19 protein-coding genes and 1 pseudogene are annotated in these 15883 nt (G+C 70.4%); 15 read left to right on the forward strand and 5 right to left on the reverse strand.

The genetic code is table 11. The annotated features are described in order from the left end of the window. Nucleotides 1-51 precede the first annotated feature (51 nt). Genes DVR05_RS16945 through DVR05_RS16965 form a run of 5 tightly spaced genes read left to right on the forward strand, consistent with a single transcriptional unit; the run spans nt 52 to nt 4121 of the window. Entirely contained in the window at nt 52-1155 is a 1104-nt protein-coding gene (locus DVR05_RS16945; RefSeq protein WP_116247064.1) for an NAD(P)-dependent oxidoreductase, read from the forward strand. Further along, nucleotides 1152-1907, forward strand: coding sequence for a methyltransferase domain-containing protein (locus tag DVR05_RS16950; RefSeq protein WP_116246856.1), 756 nt, complete (start codon nt 1152-1154; stop codon nt 1905-1907). The genes DVR05_RS16945 and DVR05_RS16950 overlap by 4 nt, the downstream gene beginning before the upstream one ends. Then, nucleotides 1904-2584: a class I SAM-dependent methyltransferase gene (locus DVR05_RS16955; protein WP_116246857.1), complete on the forward strand. Its 681-nt coding sequence runs from the start codon at nt 1904-1906 to the stop codon at nt 2582-2584. Before DVR05_RS16950 ends, DVR05_RS16955 begins: the two co-directional genes overlap by 4 nt. Next, entirely contained in the window at nt 2581-3702 is a 1122-nt protein-coding gene (locus tag DVR05_RS16960; protein WP_116246858.1) for a hypothetical protein, read from the forward strand. Before DVR05_RS16955 ends, DVR05_RS16960 begins: the two co-directional genes overlap by 4 nt. Then, nucleotides 3699-4121, forward strand: coding sequence for an S-adenosylmethionine decarboxylase family protein (locus tag DVR05_RS16965; RefSeq protein ID WP_116246859.1), 423 nt, complete (start codon nt 3699-3701; stop codon nt 4119-4121). The genes DVR05_RS16960 and DVR05_RS16965 overlap by 4 nt, the downstream gene beginning before the upstream one ends. Before the next feature lie 73 nt (nt 4122-4194). Here the strand turns inward: DVR05_RS16965 and DVR05_RS16970 are convergent, their stop codons facing one another. Together DVR05_RS16970 and DVR05_RS16975 are read right to left on the reverse strand one after the other, a co-directional pair. Further along, nucleotides 4195-4374: a DUF397 domain-containing protein gene (locus DVR05_RS16970; RefSeq protein ID WP_116246860.1), complete on the reverse strand. Its 180-nt coding sequence runs from the start codon at nt 4372-4374 to the stop codon at nt 4195-4197. Continuing rightward, entirely contained in the window at nt 4334-5110 is a 777-nt protein-coding gene (locus tag DVR05_RS16975; RefSeq protein WP_116246861.1) for a DUF5753 domain-containing protein, read from the reverse strand. The genes DVR05_RS16970 and DVR05_RS16975 overlap by 41 nt, the downstream gene beginning before the upstream one ends. Before the next feature lie 423 nt (nt 5111-5533). Between DVR05_RS16975 and DVR05_RS26635 the strand changes: the two genes are divergently transcribed. The 8 genes from DVR05_RS26635 (at nt 5534) to DVR05_RS17010 (ending at nt 9874) form a co-directional block, all read left to right on the forward strand. Then, a complete protein-coding gene (locus DVR05_RS26635; protein WP_157982462.1) occupies nt 5534-5728 on the forward strand; it encodes a hypothetical protein in 195 nt (64 codons plus the stop codon). After that, entirely contained in the window at nt 5725-6138 is a 414-nt protein-coding gene (locus tag DVR05_RS16980; protein ID WP_116246862.1) for an ATP-binding protein, read from the forward strand. The genes DVR05_RS26635 and DVR05_RS16980 overlap by 4 nt, the downstream gene beginning before the upstream one ends. Beyond that, on the forward strand, nt 6135-6578 hold the full coding sequence (locus tag DVR05_RS16985) for a hypothetical protein (RefSeq protein ID WP_157982463.1): 444 nt from the start codon (nt 6135-6137) through the stop codon (nt 6576-6578). The genes DVR05_RS16980 and DVR05_RS16985 overlap by 4 nt, the downstream gene beginning before the upstream one ends. Next, nucleotides 6575-6823 (forward strand): hypothetical protein, encoded by a 249-nt coding sequence (locus DVR05_RS16990; RefSeq protein WP_116246864.1) that lies wholly within the window; start codon nt 6575-6577, stop codon nt 6821-6823. Before DVR05_RS16985 ends, DVR05_RS16990 begins: the two co-directional genes overlap by 4 nt. A 21-nt stretch (nt 6824-6844) precedes the next feature. Further along, nucleotides 6845-7390, forward strand: a complete 546-nt coding sequence (locus tag DVR05_RS16995) for a DUF6879 family protein (protein WP_116246865.1) — start codon at nt 6845-6847, stop codon at nt 7388-7390. Between the two features lie 122 nt (nt 7391-7512). Continuing rightward, a complete protein-coding gene (locus DVR05_RS17000; protein ID WP_116246866.1) occupies nt 7513-8340 on the forward strand; it encodes a DUF6879 family protein in 828 nt (275 codons plus the stop codon). 18 nt (nt 8341-8358) lie between these two features. Next, a complete protein-coding gene (locus DVR05_RS17005; RefSeq protein WP_116246867.1) occupies nt 8359-9327 on the forward strand; it encodes a hypothetical protein in 969 nt (322 codons plus the stop codon). 334 nt (nt 9328-9661) lie between these two features. Continuing rightward, the gene (locus DVR05_RS17010) at nt 9662-9874 is read left to right on the forward strand and encodes a hypothetical protein (RefSeq protein WP_157982464.1); all 213 of its coding nucleotides are present in this window, start codon (nt 9662-9664) and stop codon (nt 9872-9874) included. 6 nt (nt 9875-9880) lie between these two features. On the opposite strand, the gene DVR05_RS17015 is transcribed toward DVR05_RS17010, so the two are convergent. From DVR05_RS17015 to DVR05_RS17025, 3 genes and pseudogenes are all read right to left on the reverse strand, one after another. Next, entirely contained in the window at nt 9881-10069 is a 189-nt protein-coding gene (locus DVR05_RS17015; protein WP_116246869.1) for a hypothetical protein, read from the reverse strand. 112 nt (nt 10070-10181) lie between these two features. Next, nucleotides 10182-10559 (reverse strand): annotated as a pseudogene (locus DVR05_RS17020) (aminoglycoside phosphotransferase family protein); the annotation flags it as partial. Between the two features lie 272 nt (nt 10560-10831). Beyond that, entirely contained in the window at nt 10832-11206 is a 375-nt protein-coding gene (locus DVR05_RS17025; protein WP_116246870.1) for a cyclic nucleotide-binding/CBS domain-containing protein, read from the reverse strand. A gap of 163 nt (nt 11207-11369) precedes the next feature. Here DVR05_RS17025 and DVR05_RS17030 point away from each other — a divergent pair, with 163 nt between their 5' ends. After that, nucleotides 11370-12305, forward strand: coding sequence for a ribose-phosphate pyrophosphokinase (locus DVR05_RS17030; protein ID WP_116246871.1), 936 nt, complete (start codon nt 11370-11372; stop codon nt 12303-12305). Between the two features lie 896 nt (nt 12306-13201). Next, entirely contained in the window at nt 13202-15856 is a 2655-nt protein-coding gene (lanKC, locus tag DVR05_RS17035; RefSeq protein WP_116246872.1) for a class III lanthionine synthetase LanKC, read from the forward strand. Nucleotides 15857-15883: the final 27 nt, after the last annotated feature.

Here is a 15883-nt window from a genome sequence, read left to right on the forward strand (position 1 = left end):
CGGCTCGGGAGTGACCCTGAAACCACCTGCCGTCACCGGTTGGAGGTCACCGTGCACCACCACCCTTCCACGATCGGATTCCCCCACGAAACCGGCCCTCGTGAGCGCCGGACCCTGCTCACACCCCACCTGGCCCGCGCCCTGACCGACGCCGGGTTCCGCCTCGTCGCCGAGCCCGGAATCGGCGACGGGATCGGTGTGAACGACGCTGACCTGCCCGGGGTGGAGTTCTGCCCGGCCGAACGGGTGTGGGCTGCGCCGCTGGTGCTGCGGTACAAGCCCGGTCCGCCCACCGACCTTGCCCACCTCCACCGTGGGCAGGCCGTGGGGGCGATCTTCCACGCCGAAGGCAACCCGGACATGCTCAACGCGTTGACCCAGAGCGAAGTGAAGGCGTTCAGCTACGAATTCCTCCACGAACACGGACGCTTCCCGCTGGCAATGGCGGGCGGGCAGATCGCCGGGGTCCAGGCCGTGCACCTCGGAACCCACGCCCTCCAACACCCGCAAGGGCGCGGGGTGCTCCTGGGCGGTGTGGACGGCGCTGAACCGGCCCGCGTGGTGGTCATCGGGAACGGAAACGTCGGCACCGCCGCTGCCGTCACCGCTGCCCGGCTGGGAGCCGATGTCACGATCCTGACCCGCACCGCCCACAGTGCCGCCACCTACGAACGCCAGGCCCCGCCCGGGGTGCACGTGGCGGTCAACACCCCCGACCGGCTTACCGAACTCCTCACCCGCGCGGATCTGGTCATCGGCGCCATCCTCATCTCCACCCACACCACCCCACCGATGATCACCCGCGCCCACCTGGCGACCATGCGCCCGGGTGCGGTCATCGTGGACGCCACCTGCGGGTACGGGGACGGCTACCTGCCCACCGCCGGCCCCGTCCAGAAACCTGGGGACCCGCCGTGTGTGGTGGACGGCATTGTGCACGTCAAGGTCGACGTGCTGCCCCGTCTGGTGCCGGTGACCGCTTCACACGCCTACACCCGGGCCGCGGCCCCGTACCTGCTGCGCCTGGCCCGCCACGTCCTCCACGGAGCCGAGGACCCTGGGGTCGAGAGCGCGCTGATCGCACGGGACGGAATGCTGGTGCACCCGGTGGTGCGCGAGCACGCCGACCGGTACCAGGCGGGAGCGGCAGCATGAACGCCCAAGCCGAGCGGGTGGTGGAATCCTACCGGCACCGGGCCGCCTGGATGCGCGCCGAAGCCCGCCCGACCACCCCGCACCTGCTGTCGAAGGCGTTGGACGGGGCCACGCACGTGACCGAGTTCCCGTGCGGGGCGGGCCACTTCCTGAACTCCTACGCGAAAGCCGGGGTGCGGGTGCGGTTGGTCGACGCCAGTTGGCCGATGCTCACCGCCGCTACCCACCATGCCCGTGAGACCGGTGTGGTTGAACTCGCGCTGGGGTGCCACTTCCTCCACCAGCTCCCGGACCTGAGCGAGGAGGACCTGGTGGTGGTGCCCAACGCGGCTTTGAACCAGCTCACCGCGCAGACGACGCTGCCCGACGTGCTCACCCTCCTGCGTCGCGCGGTACGACCCGGTACCCGACTGCTCCTGCAACACCTAACCGTCGACATGTTGGGGTGCGGCTTCTACACCCCCACCCTGGCCGACGGCCACCAGATCCGCGACCACCGTTTCCGTGCGCCCGACGGCCAGGAAGTGACCCGCTACCGCCGCCAACACCACACCCACGACCGCAGCCAGGTTCGGATCGAGTTCACCTACACCAGCCCCGGGCAGGTGGACCACACCACCCACGTCAACCTCGCCCTCCCGTCCGCAGCCGAGATCGAGACCGCGCTCACGAATACCGGGTGGACCACCACTCACACCCACACCCGATCCGGGTTCCGCGAAGTCCTCGCCACCGCCAGAGGCAGCCGATGAACCGGCCGCACACGGTACTGGACGCCAACGCCTACTGGAACACCTACTACGCCGACACCTTCCGCTTCGGACAGGGCACCGAACACATCCTCGACCTGCTCCTGAACGTTCCGCCCGTGCGCACCTGGACCGACCTGGGCGCCGGTTCCGAGAGCCTGCTGTGGGCCACCGCCCTGGACGCCCACCACCTGACGGCGGTCGACGTCGACCCGGAACGGTTGGCCACCCTCACCGAGTTCGCGCGCACCGGCCAACCGCGGGGCGTCCACCAGGTGGCGCTGGCCCTGTGCGACCGCGACCTCGATACCTTCAGCGATCGGTGCCGGTCCCTGACCAGCACGCTGGTCGCCGACTGCCTGACCGCCGACCAGCTCCCGCCCCGAGTGCTCGGCGTCGACCTGCTCACCCAGTTCGGGCTCCTGGGCCTGTGCCAGTCCCCCGCCCATTTCGCCGACGTCTTCACACGGCTCCACACCCACCTGCCCGGTGGCGGGTGGGCGGCCGGAGCCAACTGGGTTCCCGCTCACCCGAAGAGCCGAGTCCATCTCACCCGCAGCCTGTACCAGCGAGCAGCCCGCGCCGCTGACCTCCACCTGCTCCATCTCGAACGTGTCCCCAGCACCGACCCCCAGTTCCCCTTCGTCTGGACCTATCTCGCCCGGAGGATGCCACGATGAACCACCCCCCAACCCCCGACCTGTACTTCGCCCCCGTCGGGATCGCGCACCTGACCGACTCCAACACCGACCTGATCCGCGCCGCCGCCCGAGGCCGCACCCAGCTGCGGGTCACCACCGCCGCCCAACTCAACGGCCACCCGCACCTGGGCACGGTCACCACGATCATGGCCGTGTTCGCCCTGACCGCCCACATGGCCGACGAACTCGGCCTGCCCGCCACGATCATCTTTGACAGCCTGGAGAACGCCCCCGCCGAGCACGTCACCATCGACGGCCACCACTACACCCGCAACGTGCAGGACCTCATCGACGGCGGGGTCCTCGACAGCACCGAACGCTCCTCCGGGTTCCGGCGCCTGCTGGCCTGGGCGTCGGCCCGCAGCACCATCGGCTGGCAGGAACGCCCCTATGCCACCTACCAGGAACTCGCCCCCGTGCGGGCGTGCCTGCACACCATCGCCACCCGCCAACACGAGTTCGCGCCCATCCTGGCCCCCACAGATGGGCGCATCCGTATCCGGCCCCGCTGCCCCCAGTGCCGCCTGATGGACAAGGACGCCCACCACCTGACCATCCGCGCGGGCGCCGGGGTCGTGTTGTTGGACTCGGCCTGCCCCCACCACGGCCCCTATCAGGAAGTCATCCCGCTGGCCGGCCGCGGCGGCTGGTACGACGCCAACACCCCCGTCCGGTCGGTGCAGAAGGTCGCCCTGCTGGCGGCCGAACGGGAGCTGTACGACGCCTGCTCGGTGAGCATTGACGGTCCCGACTGGGGTGGGGTGTGGTTCGCGCACGTCATCGCCCCCGCGTTGGCCGTGTTGGGGGTGCCGGTGGCCGACTGGCCGGTGAGCGTGTTCACGCCGATGGTGCTCGACCGTACCGGCGGCAAGCTTTCCAAGTCTCTGTACGTCCGGTACGGGCGCGAGTACGCCGACCTGCCCCCGGCGTTCCTCGACTTGGACTCGTTGTTGGACACCTACGGCGAGGACGCCCTGGAGGCGTTGTGGCGAGAAGCGGTGCGGTGGGCGGCTGAACCGCGCCGGTTGCACCGCTCCTACACCGTCGACCACCTGGCCGCCCTGATCCCGGGCGCTCGGATGGGAGAGGTCGCATGATCTGCGCTGCCCTCGACCTGCTCGACTGCGCCCACCCTGATCCCGCACCCGACGACCTTGTGGCCGCCATGCGCGCGAGTGTCGACCTGCTGGGGGTGCACGCCTTGGCGGAGCTGTCGGTGCCGTTCGTCCCGCATGGGCACACGGTGGTGATGGTGTTGGCCGAGTCGCACCTGACGGTGTCCACCTGGCCGGAGTACCGGATGGTGCAGATCGACTTGGTGACCTGCCGTGCCGACACCGACCCGCAGAAGGCGCTGCGGCCTGTGGTGGAGCTTCTGGACGCCGGGGACGTTCGCGTGCAGCGAGTCCAGCGTGTGGACCCCCGGCTGGGGAACGGGGGCACGAGCGACCGGCCGCGCACGGGCGTTCTCAACACTCTGCACGATCCCGTGGGCGCTGTTCCGCCTCGGGGGTAGCCTGGTGGGGTCGCGACATGGAACCGGCTCCCGCCACCACGATTGGCGGGAGCCGGTTCGCTCGTTCAGCAACTCATCGGGTGGTGCGCACCGAGGTCAACAGCGCGGCCCACTCGTGGGCGGACACGTCGAGGTGCCCCAGCTCGCGGTGCTGGGTGTCACGGATGCCGGTGACAGGCCCCTCCGCGACCTCAACGCAGTTGTGCGCCCCGTCACTGTAGCTCGACTTGTGCCACGGCAGGTTCGTCGTCATCCTCGTACTTCCTTCTCACCTGTCGGAGGTAGTCCACCGACTCTTTCACGGACCGAGCGTTCGCCTGCAATCTACTGAACAGGGACACGAACGATCGAACCATGTGCGGGTCATCCGTCGTCTGCCCCAGGTAGACCGACTCCGCGTGCAGTACCTCCGGCGCAGAGGAGGACGCTATCAGCGAGAACGCCCCATCTGGCCCTGAGTGCGGAAGCGTTCCCCACCTGTAGAGCTGAAGCTGTATCCGGCCGGTGGTAGCGAGCCGGATGAGGGTGTCGACCTGGTCGCGCATGACCGCGTTCCCAGCCACCGGCCGTTGCACGACGACTTCATCAAGGACCACATGGTATTGCGGGCCGTCATCGTCAAGGATGCGGTGAGCCCTCTCAACCCTGGTGGTGGCCCTCTTCTCAACCATTGGCTCCTTGAGCCAAGGTGCTCCCGAAGCGAAGACCGCTTTGGCGTAGTCCTTCGTCTGGAAGTTACCAGGAATCAGAACACAGCTGTACTGACGGATGAGGTCTGCGCTCGCCTGGAGAACGTGTACCTGCTCTTGCCAGTCGAGACGCTCCGGGGCGTACAACTCCTCGTACAACCTGACCAGGCGTTTTCCCGCTGACAGGAAGTCATCGAGGTCCTGGATCTTCGATGCGTCAAGGGTCTTCCAACCGCATTCGACCTGGGAGATGAACCCCTTCGAGTACCCGAGTTTACCAGCGACTTTGAGCTGGGTCATACCACTCTTACGCCTTGCTCGGGCGATTGCTTGCCCAAAACGGACGTCCGATATGTCCTTTTTCTTGTTCGCTGTCACAGGTTGAGTAAAGCAGAAGCATCACTGAAAGTCTACCGATGACCACCAGAGAATACCTGGGGTATCCGCTAGTCCTCTCAAAGCTCGTAGGTCTTTTCTTGTTCTGGACCCTCAGGAATTCTGGCTGTCGTCACTCCGGAAGGAGGTGGCGTCCCGGCCCGTCCCCCTTGGGCCGGGGAGCCCCACCGAGGAAGCCGAGGGCGGAATGGCTTCGGGGGGACCTCGGTGGCACGGCCGCCCTGACCAGGGCACCCGGCAGGGCGGCCCCATAACGAAAAACGCCCCGAACCGATGGCACCGGTTTCAGGGCGTGAGCCCCACCCCGTCCAGACCGAGGTGAGACACGTGAAGCCTAGCAACCCACCCCACCCCGGGTCACCAAACCCGGACAACCCACCCCTCAACCCGGCCCTGGCCGACGCGGTCGACCGGTACAGGCGACGACTGGGCATCCCCACCGAACCGGTGCCCCCGCTGCCCGGGAGCGGTCTCGACGCCCTGCTGGCCCTCGCCCACCAGACCCAGGGGAGCCACCGGTGATCACCGCACCCCAAAAACCCCAACACCCCACGATCATCCGGCACACCTTCGACGGCACCACGCATGCGGCCCGCCACGCCCGCGCGTGGGCACGCCACCGGCTCGAAGCCCTGGGAGTCGAACCCCCCACCGACCTGGAGCTGATCCTGTCCGAGCTGGCCACCAACGCGGTGGCCCACAGCCACAGCGGTGACCCCGGCGGGACGTTGGCGGTGCGGCTCAAGGTCTACCCGGACCGGGTGCGCGTCGAGGTGCGCGATGCCGGGCCGCTCACGGGCCGCACCCCCACCAGGCGCACCCCGCCGCTGACCGCCCAGCACGGCCGCGGGCTCCTGCTCGTGGACGCTTTCTCCCGAAAGTGGGGACGTCTGCCCGTGGGGACCGGCATGTGGGCGGAGGTCGCCCGGTGACCCCCGCACCCTCGATCGTGCCGCTGCACACCACTCCACCCACGTCGCCGGAGACTGCCGAGTTGGCGTTGATGGACATGCACACCACCCTCGTCCAAGCCCGGTACGTCCCCCACGTCGATTGGGGGCAGGCGAGCATCGACGCCCGCCTGTACGCCAACCGCGACGTACACAACGGCCGGGTGGTCGGGGCCGACCCGATCGCGGCGGTGTGCCTGCGCCTGCACCAGGCCACCCCGCACCGGTTGGAGTGGGTGGCCGAGTTCCCCGCCCGCACCCCCGACGAGTGGGAGATGCCGGACCGGGACACCTCCACCCGCCGCCTGGCGATCCTCGGACCCGCCACACCCGTGCGGCCCCCGCACCCGCAGGACCTCGCCCTGGTCGACTACCTGATCGACCGCGTCCAGCCGGAGCAGAAGCAGGAGCCGAGCACGTGAAGCGACGATCCCGACCGCCGCGCCGCACCCGTAGCCCCGAGTTCGCACATCAGGCCCGCAGCGCGTGGGAGGACACCCGGTGGAAAGCCGCCCGGCAGGGGTGGTCCCTGGCCCGCGAACGCCGGTTCCTCGGAGCCGTGTACACCCTCACCCGACCCGGCACAGTGCTGGTGCTCTACGACCTGGCCGAGGTCGACCACCACCTGAACCAGCCTCCGGACCCGGGCTCGCCTCCGGCCGCCTGACACCGACGAGGAGAACCCCCTGTGCGCGTGACCTCCCCCCTCGCCCCCGAAATCCAACACCTGCTGACCGAAGCCCAGACCGTGGACCGGCTGGAAACCCTCCAGATCTACGACACCGACCAGGAACGTCGGTCTTTCGACCAATACCTGTCCGGGCAGCGCCCCGACCCCACCCCCACAGGTCAGGCTTGGGCGAAGCTGATCCACGACAGCCCCGCCCGCTTCCGGCTCGTGCACGCGGTCACCGAACCGCTCAGCGACTACATGCGGTACCGGCTCACCCACACCTACCCGGCCGCCGCCGCAGCGGGCGAGGAGATCACCATCCTGCCGATCCCCCGAGGAACATGGCCTTGGCCGGTCCGACAGCAGGACTTCTGGCTGGCCGACACCACCCTCGTGGCGGTGGAACACTCCGGGGCCGGTCGGTTCGAGCACGCCGACATACTCACCGCGGGCGCGCTCGTGGCCGACGCTCGTGCGGTGTTCTCCCGGGCTTGGCGGATGGCCATGCCCTTGGCCGACTACATGGACCGCCACAACGGTGTGTCCGCTGTGGCCCTGTGACCCGGTGCGGCGGGGACGCACCCCTCCGTCCAGGGGGTTCCCCCGCCGCACCGACCCAGACCGGGGCTCGGCGCTTCCTTCCCCGGCCGAGCCCCACCACCACCGTCACGAGAAAGACCCGCATGCCCCCCAACTACGACCTCCTGCGCCAACGAGCGCGCGCACTCGCCGAGGTCACCGATCAGGACTGGCTCACCCCCAAACAGGCCACAAGGATCACCGGGTTGAGCAGGCACATCTTGCGCACCCGCGCCCGCTCAGGTGCTCTCATCGCGCACCGTCCGTCGTCTCGCCGCAACTACGCCTACCTGAAGCAATCCCTCCTGGACCTGGTCGCAGACACCGGACCGCTCACCATCTTCGATACCGCCCTGCGCATGGCCTCCAGTAACGGCACCGCCCTGGGCACCGACGCTCTACACGAAGAAGAGAAGGCCCTGTGCAACAGCGACGGCCACACCGGGACGTGCTGGCAACTGGACACCCGAAGCATGAACGACACCACCGACGAAGCGCTTCGATCATGGCTGCGTGGTCACTACCGGCACGCGCTGAACCTGCTGGCAGGACACCATTCACCACTGATGGAGCGGGTGGCCCTGCACACGAGCACGGGCACGACCGTTCACACCGTATGGGCGCCCCAGGTCCCGATGACCCCGTACAACCAGCTCCAACTGGAGGCGTACCGCATCCAGGCCGCGGCGGGAATCCCCACCAGGGTCCTGCGCCCCTCCGATCGCAGCCACCTGGAGTACGAGCACACGCTGCCGCACCTGGTGGTCTACCCCGGGCGGTTCGTCTACGTGCTGCGCCACACCCCGCACGGCGGGAGCGACGGAGCGATCCGTCTTGACCATCCCGCGCTGGCGGACGGGCTCGCCGACCAGCTCCGTGACCTGTACGAGCGTGCGCTCCCCCTCGAACGATTCGCGCGCCCCTACCTGTAAACACTTCCGGGAAGGACAATGGTGGAAGACCCGAACCTGCACGTGGCCCTGGTCAACATCCAGGACGGCGGCCGAGGCTACGACCGTGTCGCCGAGTTCGTGGACCCGCTCTTCGCCCCGGTGACCACTCCTCCCGGGGTGGTCGTCGTCAACGAAGCCACCGGATGGCGGAACCGGGGGATGCGGCGCGGCCTGGACGTCGCCCACCACCTGCGCACCCGCTACGGCCCCGCCTACCAGCTCCTGGTCGGGCACCTCGACCGATCCGACCACCCGCCCGCGATCCTGTACGACCCGGACGTGCTCACCCTGAGGGAGTGGCGGCACCCCACCACCAACACGACGGTCGCCTCCCACAACCTCGCGACCTTCACCACCCGGTGGGGTGAGCTGTCGATCCTGCCCCAGCACTGGCACCCCTGGGACGCCAACACCCGGCTCCACGAAGCACACCAGGTCCGCGGAGTCGTCGCGAACCGGCCCAGGGTGATGGTGGTCGGGGATCTCAACTCCACCTGCTCCGGTCCGGGCGAACTGTGGCCACGCAAGGACTGGGACACCATCCCCGTCGCGAAGCGGCACGAGAAGGGATGGCAGCCCGGCGGTCCCGAAGGCGCGTGGGAGCCGCGCACCGACGCCCTGGACCACCTCATCGGCACCTGGAACCCCACCACCGGAACCCGGGTCGGCGGAGCCGGTTTGGCCACGGTCGTGGAACTCGACTGGCAGCGCCGTGGTTGTCCTCCCGGTGACCGGTTCGCGGCGACCACGAACACCCCGCCCGAGCGGGGCGGCGGCATGGTGATCGACCACGGGCTGCTCACCCGGGACCTGTGGGAGACCGTGGTGGCGGGCTCCTACCAGGTCCACGTCCCCCCGGCGGGGCGGCAGGTGAGCGACCACCGGCTCGTCACCTGGACGCTGCGCCTCGACCAGACGGGCGCTGACGCCGCCCCGGCGCGCGCGACACAGGGGGTGGCGCGGTGACCTCGAACGCCGTCACCGGCATCCTCGCCGCCCTGCCCGCCCACGTTGAGCGCGCCGCCCGGTTTCCGGCCGCCCACCCCGGCCCGCACCTGACTGTCGGCTTGGCAGCGGGCATCCCGGGCACCTGTCCCGACGACGCCCGCCGCCTGCTGCACGAGCTGGTGGACGCTGAACTGGTCACGGACCTGGGCGGCGGCCGGTGGACCCACCACCAGCTCACCGCCGCCGCGCTCGACAACGCCCTGGACCCCGGGCTACGCGGGGTCGTCATGGACACGATCGGCCAGCACTACCGAACCCGGGCAGCCGTCGCGCGTGCGGGGTGCTGGCGGGCGTGCGCGGTGTCGTGGACGCGGAGGCGGGTGCGGCGGCCCGGGAGAGTTTCGAGCGGCGGCGGCCCAAGCGGTGGGCCAGGTACCCGGACGATCCGCTCGGGCAGGTGGTCGAACGCGTCCTGGAGGGTCGTGTGGAGGCGGAGGAGGGGCGGGGAGCCGACGTCGAGCGGTTGCGGCGCCTGCGGGAGCGGATGCGTCGACCGGACCGGTGACCGCGGTCAGTCGTCGCGGACGTGCTCGGTCTCCACGGACTCGAAGAAGGGGTCCACCTGGCGCAGGCGCTCCTGGATCACGTGAGCCAGGTACGGACCGAGGTCCTCGTCGTCCGCCAACCCGTGGTCGGTCCGGAACCTCTCCTCCTGCTCGGGTTCCATCGTGATCTGGATGCCCACCTTGCACAGCCGCATGGAACCAGCGTAGGACGGACCGGCGCTGGCGAGGGTCGTACACGCGGGCGGTCCCACCTCGTGTGTCCGACGACCGTTCCCGTCCCGGGGCGGGCGGATCGAGCGGAACGTCTCACGTGCCCGGAACGGAGCGAGGGGGCGCGGTGAGTGCGGCCAGCCACACGCCGCGGTGGCGCTCGGCGTAGTCGGCCGCCGGCCCCCAGTGGTCGGCGCGTCCTTCGGCGTGCGGCCGCGCCCACGGTCGGCGGCCGGTCCGCGCGCCCGCCACCAGCAGGTCGTGCATACCGCGCACCTCGTGCAGGGTCGCGTCGGGCAACTCCCGGCGCTGGGCGCCGTCGCACCCGTACCCGTCCGCCAGCGCCCGCAGCCTGGCGGCGTCACGCGCGGGGGAGCCGTCCGGGTACAGCGGCACGAACCCGTGGGCGGCGTAGCCCAGGTCGCCCAGACGGGTGCCCGGCCCGGCGTTGTCCCAGTCGATGAACGTCCACGCGCCGGAGACGTTGCCGCCGTCCAGAGCCTCCTCGTCGGGCGCCTCACCCACGGTGTCGTCCACGCGGTCCAGTGTCGTCCGGCCAGGCGGGCACCGCACCCGGTTTTCTCCGCCTCCGGCTGACGGCGCCCCTCCGGACCAGGCGGTGTGCGCGGCGGGGCCCGCACACGGGGAAACACCTCCCCGCTGCCATCGGCCGTTCGAGGAGAGGTCCACCCACCCCTGACGGTCCGGGTGGGGACGGGGAGGCCGCCCCCGCCGTCCTCCCGGGTCTAGGACGCCCACGTCTCCAGGGTGAGCAGGTCCCGCATCGACACCATGCCGACCACGCGCCCCTCGTCGACCACCGGAAGGTGGCGGATGCCCGCCTCCAGCATCCGGCGCGCCACCTCACGCGAGTCCTCGCCCAGGCCGGCCGTCTCGATCTCCGTCGAGGCGTGGTCGGCCGCGCTCTCGGAGGTCGGAGCGAACGCCGTGACCAGAGCCCGCACCAGGTCGCGTTCGGTGATGATCCCGATGACCCGGTCACCGTCGAACACGGCCAGGGAGCCGACGTTCTCCTCCACCATGCGCTGTGCCGCGTCGACCAACCGGTCCCCCACCTGGCAGCCGAGGATGGTCGGACGGTAGACGTTGCTGATGAGCATGTGTCCTCCCGGCACGCGTTCCCCACGTTCTCGCTCGTGTCCAGCCTCCTCGACGTGGGAACACCCCGGGTAGAGACCTCGGTTCACCGTCCGGGGGACCTTCGGCCCTTCGCCGCGAACCCGCCCGGTGTCGGTCCTTCCCAGAACCGTGAGGAGGCGGGCGATGTCCACTCGGATCGTGTCCGGGACGGCGCACCACACCCTCGCCGAGGCCGTCGCGTCCGCCCTGGACGCCGAACTGGCGGCCTGCGAGGTGGAGCGGTTCCCCGACGGTGAGTTGCGCCCGGTGGTGGAGCGCGTGCGGGGCGACGACGTCTACGTGGTCCAGCCCACCGGCCCCCCGGTGGGTGAGCACCTGGTCGAGCTGCTGCTCCTGTTGGACGCGTGCCGCCGGGGCGGGGCGCGGACGAGCACCGCGGTCGTCTCCTACTTCGGCTACGCCCGGCAGGACCGCCGCGGCCGGGCGGGCGAGGCGGTGGGCTCCAGGGTGGTGGCCGACACCCTGGCGTCGGCGGGGGCGGACCGGCTGGTCGTGGTCGATCCGCACACCGTCGCGTTGGAGGCCATGTGCGCCATGCCGGTGGAGATGCTGACGTCCGTGCCGGTCCTGGTCGAGGCGCTCGCGGAGGAGACACCCGACACCGCCGTGGTGGTGGCGCCCGACCTCGGCGCGGCCAAACTCGCCGAGCACTACGCCGGGCGGCTGGGGCTGCCGGTCGCCGTGGTGCGCAAGAGGCGGCTGAGCGGTGAGGCCGTCCGGGCCGGGGAGGTGGCCGGCGAGGTGGCCGGTCGGCCCGCGGTCGTCGTGGACGACATGATCAGCACCGGCGGGACGATCGAGGCGGCCGTGGACGTCCTCCTCGCCCACGGGGCGCTGGCCGACGTCACCGTGGCCGCGACCCACGGGTTGTTGGTGGGCACCGCCCACGACCGGCTCGAACGGCTGCCGATCCGCCGCCTGTTCGTCACCGACACCCTCCCCGGGTGTCGGGAGCGGGCGCCGCGCGTCCGGGTCTGCTCCGTCGCGCCGCTGCTCGCCGACGCCATCGGCCGCCTGCGCGACGACGAGCCCCTGGACGCCCTGATGGTCCACGGGTGAGGCGCGGACGTGGGGACGGGGGCACCGACGGCGGTCAGGCGGGGGCGCGGTGGACGCCGCGGCGCGAGCATCGGTGCGGGTGTGCGCGACGGAGCGCCCGGGAGAGCGAAGGCGTGAAAATCCGCGGTCTTTCAGCGGGGGTTCCTTCGCCGTGGCGAAAGCGTCCCCCGCGGGGCGGTGGAGGGGCAGGAGTTCGCTCGCTCCGCACGGTTCCCTCCCCGAGTTCCGGGGAAGCGTGACTTTGGTCCCGACACGGACGTTTTTCTTGGCATTCAACCGGAAGAACAGAAAATTCGAGTGATCGACAGCTCCGGGGATCGCGCGGACGGGGTTCGTCCGTTCGCCTGCCCCTCGGGCGCGGTCGGATATCCCGACCCACCCCGTCGTCCGGGTGGCGTCCTCGGGGCGCGCGCTCGGAGGTTCTCCGAGTCCGCGGAATTGTCCCACGACGCACCTCCGAGGGGCCTCCCCGCGGCTCCCGGGGCTGTGACCCGCGATGACTTCCCTGTTCACAGCTTTTTGCAGTGTTCACAAACTTCACATACGTGCATGTAGTAGACAAAAAGTCATTATCCGAAAAAGGTAATAGAAAGGACTTCTTGTTGCTTTTGGGTGTCCTTGTGCGTTGCGTCTTCGGACGTCGAACTCCTTCACCCCAGGGGGAGTCGGCAAGGTCCCGTGTTCGCCCTGGGGGAGGCGCGCTTCTCGTGAATCCGCTGGGCGGGAGCGGTGGATGTGCGCGGTGACTCCGGAGGGGCGCCCGCTTGCCTCCTCCGTAAGTTAATTGTGAGTAGCCAATGACCCGAAAAAAGTGCATGTAAAGGTATGGACTCAGAGATAACCCCTATGTCACTATCTGGAATGCCGCTGACCGAGACAGACGCGAGGGAGTCCGTGTGATCAAGGGGTACGGTGTGTTCTGCGACGCCGACCGCTACTTCTACGACACGCCCCACCGTCTCTGGCCGGGCTCCGGCGCATCCGGGGCGGTCGGCGAACGCGACCGGGCCTTCGAGGCGGCCGAGCGGCCGGTGCCCGAAGGATGGCAGAGCCACCGCGTGGGCGACTGGTTGGCGCTGCGCCCCGTCGAGCACCGACTCCCGGACCAGGGATGGAAGATCCACGTCTCCGCCTGCCTGGACAACGCGGAATCGATCCTGGCCCGGGTCTGGGACTTCTGCGTGGCGCGGGGGGTCTCCTTCAAGTTCGTCCCCACCCGCTATCTGCTGCACAACCGGAACGCCAAGTACGCCGACCGCGGGGGCAGCGGGAAGTTCGTCACGGTCTACCCGGCCGACGACGGCGAGTGCGCCTCGATCGCGGCCGGTCTGGACGCGCTCGTGGGCGGTGAACCCGGCCCTTACATCCTCAGCGACCTGCGCTGGAACGCGGGCCCGGTGTATCTGCGCTACGGGAGTTTCACCCGCAGGCACTGCTACGACGAGCACGGCGAGCCGGTGCCCGCCCTGGCGAACGCCGACGGCGTGCTCGTGCCCGACCGGCGCGGACCGGTCTTCCAGACGCCGGAGTGGGTGACCGTCCCCGACTTCCTGCGCCCGCACCTGGAGGCGCGCGCCGCCGTCGACGTCACCGGACTGCCGTACGACATCGAGCGGGCCCTGCACTTCTCCAACGGCGGCGGGGTCTACGCCGGTCGGGACCGCCGCACCGGTGAGACCGTCGTACTCAAGGAGGCCCGCCCGCACGCCGGTCTGGCCTCCGACGGCGCCGACGCGGTGCGCCGCCTGGAACGGGAGCGCGCGGCCCTGGAGCGGCTCTCCGGCCTGGCCTGTACCCCCGAGGTCAAGGACGCCTTCACCCTGGGCGACCACCGCTTCCTGGTGATGGAGTACGTCCACGGCAGGCCGTTGAACTCCTTCTTCGCGCACCGACACCCGCTGGTCGAGGCCGACCCGCCCCCGGAGGGGCTGCGGGAGTACGCCCGGTGGGCGATGCGCCTGCACGGCCTGGTGGAGGAGGCCGTCGAAGCGGTGCACGGGCGCGGCATCGTCTTCAACGACCTGCACCTGTTCAACATCATGGTCGCCGAGGACGAGTCCTCGGTGACGCTGCTGGACTTCGAGGCCGCACGCGACGCCGACGAGGACGGCCGTCAGACGGTCGCCAACCCGGGGTTCGTCGCCCCGCGCGGTCACCGGGGCTTCGACGTGGACCGGTACGCCCTGGCCTGCCTGCGCCTCGCCCTCTTCCTCCCCCTGACCAACCTGCTCGCCGTGGACAGGGACAAGGCCCGGCACCTGGCCGAGGAGGCCGCGCGCGTCTTCCCCGAGGCCCGGGAGTTCCTGGAGCTCGGGGTGGCGGAGATCCTGCGCGATCCGAACGGCGGACGGCACGCGGAGGCGACCCTCGCGGAGGCCGGCGCGCCGGTCGCCGGCGAGCACGACCCCTACCCGCCGGTCGAGCCGGGGGACTGGCCGCGCAGCCGGGACTCGATGGTCGGCGCCATCCTCGCCTCGGCCACCCCCGACCGGGACGACCGCTACTTCCCCGGTGACATCGCCCAGTTCTCCGCGCCGGGCGGCGGCCTCTCCTTCGGCCACGGCGCGGCCGGGGTGCTCTACGCCCTCGCCGAGAGCGGCGCCGCGCGGTGCCCCGACGCCGAGGAATGGCTGGTGCGGCACAGCAAGGAACCGGCGTCAGGCACCCCGCTGGGCTTCTACGACGGCCTCTCGGGGATCTCGTGGACCCTGAACCGCCTCGGCCACCGGGAGCCCGCCCTGGCGCTGGCCGAGCTGGTCCTGGCACAGCCGTGGGAGGGGATCGGCCCCGGGCTGTACGGCGGGACCGCCGGACTCGGACTGGCCCTGGACTCCCTGGCCGCCGACACGGGGGAGACGGACCTGTGCTCGGGCGCGCTGCGCTGCGCGGAGCTGGCCGCGCACGGTTTTCTGGACGCCCCGCCCGAGCGGCGCCGCGCCGGACTGCTGTACGGGGGCGCGGGCGTGGCCCTGCTCTGCACGCGCCTGTACGAGCGCACCGGTGACGGCGCCCTGCTCGACCTGGCCCGGCGGGCACTCCAGGCCGACCTGGACCGCTGCGTCACCAGTGCCTTCGGCACCCTCCAGGTGGACGAGGGGTGGCGGACCATGCCCTATCTCGGCGCGGGCAGCGTCGGCGTCGGGATCGTGCTGGACGACTACCTGGAGCACCGCCCCGACGAGGCGTTCGAGCGGGTCCGACCCGAGATCGTCCGGGCCGCGCAGGCGGGTTTCTACGCCCAGTCCGGCCTCTTCCGCGGCCTGGCGGGCATGGTCCTCTACCTGAGCCGGACGACCGCCCCCGGAATCGGGTCCGCGGACGTTCGCCGTCAGATCGACGCCCTGTCCCGGTACGCCATGCGCTACCGGGGCCACCTGGCCTTCCCCGGCGAGCAGCTGATGCGGCTCTCCAACGACCTCTCCACGGGCACCGCGGGCTGCCTCCTCGCGCTCGCCTCGGCGCAGCGCGGACAGCCCGCCCAGTTGCCCTTCCTTCCTCCGCTACGGCGGACCCAGAACCGGCCACTGCCATGGTCCGGAACAACTGAATAGAAGAGATGGAACAGAACCGAAGGAAAG

The sequence above is a fragment of the Nocardiopsis sp. FIRDI 009 genome, assembly GCF_003386285.1.
Classification (GTDB): Bacteria; Actinomycetota; Actinomycetes; order Streptosporangiales; family Streptosporangiaceae; genus Nocardiopsis.